1 protein-coding gene and 2 tRNA genes are annotated in these 2341 nt (G+C 41.8%); 1 reads left to right on the top strand and 2 read right to left on the bottom strand.

What is annotated here, in order from left to right; translation table 11 throughout:
- Nucleotides 1-312: 312 nt before the first annotated feature.
- Nucleotides 313-388 (bottom strand) — tRNA-Ala (locus AAEY94_RS20560).
- Between the two features lie 102 nt (nucleotides 389-490).
- Nucleotides 491-1900: a glutamate--tRNA ligase gene (gene gltX, locus AAEY94_RS20555; protein WP_350979891.1), complete on the bottom strand. Its 1410-nt coding sequence runs from the start codon at nucleotides 1898-1900 to the stop codon at nucleotides 491-493.
- A gap of 256 nt (nucleotides 1901-2156) precedes the next feature.
- Between gltX and AAEY94_RS20550 the strand changes: the two genes are divergently transcribed.
- Nucleotides 2157-2232, top strand: a tRNA-Val gene (locus AAEY94_RS20550).
- The last annotated feature ends 109 nt before the right edge of the window (nucleotides 2233-2341 follow it).

Here is a 2341-nt window from a genome sequence, read left to right as displayed (position 1 = left end):
AAAGGGCGGTGTCCTAGGCCTCTAGACGAATGGGACACATTTGATACGTTATACTCTGTATCGAGTGAATACTCATTAGTGTCTGTAGGCTAAACACCAGTGCTAATTACCTATAATGAAGAACAAAACCCTAAGGATTCGAACCCCTGTTACCGCCGACTCTTTATAAACCAAAGAGGGCGATGTCCTAAGCTCTATTTCTAGACGAATGGGACACATTTGACACGTTATACTCTGTATCGAGTGAATACTCATTGGTGTCTGTAGGCTAAACATCAATGCTAATTATCTACTTAAAGACTGCTAAGTAAGTGGTGGAGCTACACGGGATCGAACCGTGGACCTCTTCACTGCCAGCGAAGCGCTCTCCCAGCTGAGCTATAACCCCTCTTACTTAATGCTTTTGGATATGCTACTAGAAAAAACTAACATCATGTCTCAACTGCGAGGCGCATTCTATGCAGCATACCCAAAAGTGTCAACTCGTTTTTTAGGAATTTATTCTATCTGCTACAAATTCAATCGCTTTGGATATTCTTTGTGCAGATCTTTCTTTTCCGATTAAGAACAAGGTTAAATCTAATGCAGGAGACTGTCCTGCGCCAGTAACCGCAACGCGTAAAGGCATACCTACTTTACCCATGCCGACATCAAGTTCTGTCGCTGTCGCTTCAATAACGTTGTGAATATTCTCTATGCTCCAATCATTTAGTTCAGATAACTTTTGATTGAACAATGTTAAAGGCTCTAGTGCCACGCCACGTAAATGCTTCTTAGCTTGGACTTCATCAAAATCAGCAAAGTCTTCATAGAAGTAACGACTTGAAGCAGCTAAATCTTTTAATGTTTTCGCACGTTCAGATAATGCTGTAACAATTTCAGTTAACGCTGGACCATTACTAGTATCAATTTTCTGATCATCCATATGCCATTGTAAATGTGATGCGACATAAACAGGATCGAGAGACTTGATATAATGTTGGTTTAACCAAATGAGCTTATCAGTATTAAAAGCTGAAGCAGCCTTATTGATATCATCTAACTTAAACAGCGTTTTCAACTCGTCCATTGAAAATATTTCTTGATCGCCATGAGACCAACCTAAGCGAACAAGATAGTTTAATAGTGCTTCTGGTAGATACCCGTCATCACGGTATTGCATAACGCCGACAGCACCATGACGTTTAGATAGCTTAGCGCCATCGTCACCTAGAATCATCGACACATGTGCATATTCAGGGATCGGTGCGCCTAATGCTTTAAGGATGTTGATTTGGCGTGGCGTGTTATTGATATGATCTTCACCGCGTACAACGCAGGTAATACCCATGTCCCAGTCATCTACTACAACACAGAAATTATAGGTTGGTACGCCATCGGTACGCTTAATGATTAAATCATCAAGCATGTCGTTAGAAATTTCGATTCGACCACGAACGTGATCATCAAATATCACACTGCCTTCAATTGGGTTTTTAAAGCGAACAACAAAAGGCTCATCAGTATCACGAGGTGCAAGGTTACGACAACAACCGTCGTATTTCTGTTGCAAACCTTGCGCAGCTTGGTCTTCACGCATGCTCTCAATGCGTTCACGCGAGCAATAGCATTTGTATGCAGTGCCTTTGTCAAGCATTTTCTCAATAATTTCATTGTAACGATCAAAACGTTTAGTTTGGTAATAAGGACCTTCATCCCAAGTCAAACCTAACCAGTTCATACCGTCAAGAATGGCATCACATGCTTCTTGAGTTGAACGTTCAATATCAGTGTCTTCAATACGAAGTACAAATTCACCATTGTTAGCACGTGCGTGCAACCATGAATAAAGTGCTGTACGAGCACCACCTACATGAAGAAAACCAGTTGGACTTGGAGCAAAACGCGTCTTAGTAGTCATAATCGGACACTAACCTATTTATAAACGTCTAAAGAAGACAAACAAAAAAATGTGCCGCTATTCTAACAGTCAAACCCAGCAGTTGAAATGGCGGACTTTCAAACCTAGGGAGGTTTTTGGATTTTCTTTATTTTTGATCACAATCCCTTGTTCAACAAAGCATCAAAGCGAACAATTTTAGTCCGACTGACATTATTTTAAATAAAAAGCGTTGACAGGTTTTGCTTGCCCCCTATAATACGGCCCCACACAGCGAGGTCGATTAGCTCAGCTGGGAGAGCACCTCCCTTACAAGGAGGGGGTCACTGGTTCGAGCCCAGTATCGACCACCATATTTTTATTTATGGATTAAAACTGTTAATTATATCCCAGGTCGCTTAGCTCAGCTGGGAGAGCACCTCCCTTACAAGGAGGGGGTCACTGGTTCGAGCCCAGTAGCGA

It is taken from the genome of Shewanella sp. AC34-MNA-CIBAN-0136 (assembly GCF_040309945.1).
In the GTDB taxonomy this organism is placed as follows: Bacteria; Pseudomonadota; Gammaproteobacteria; order Enterobacterales; family Shewanellaceae; genus Shewanella.
The sequence above is the reverse complement of the archived record's forward strand: the minus strand, read 5'-3'. Positions and strand labels throughout refer to the sequence as shown.

Bases quoted from the DNA above. Each gene is read 5' to 3' on its own strand.
- gltX (WP_350979891.1), bottom strand. From the start codon at position 1,900: ATGACTACTAAGACGCGTTTTGCTCCAAGTCCAACTGGTTTTCTTCAT.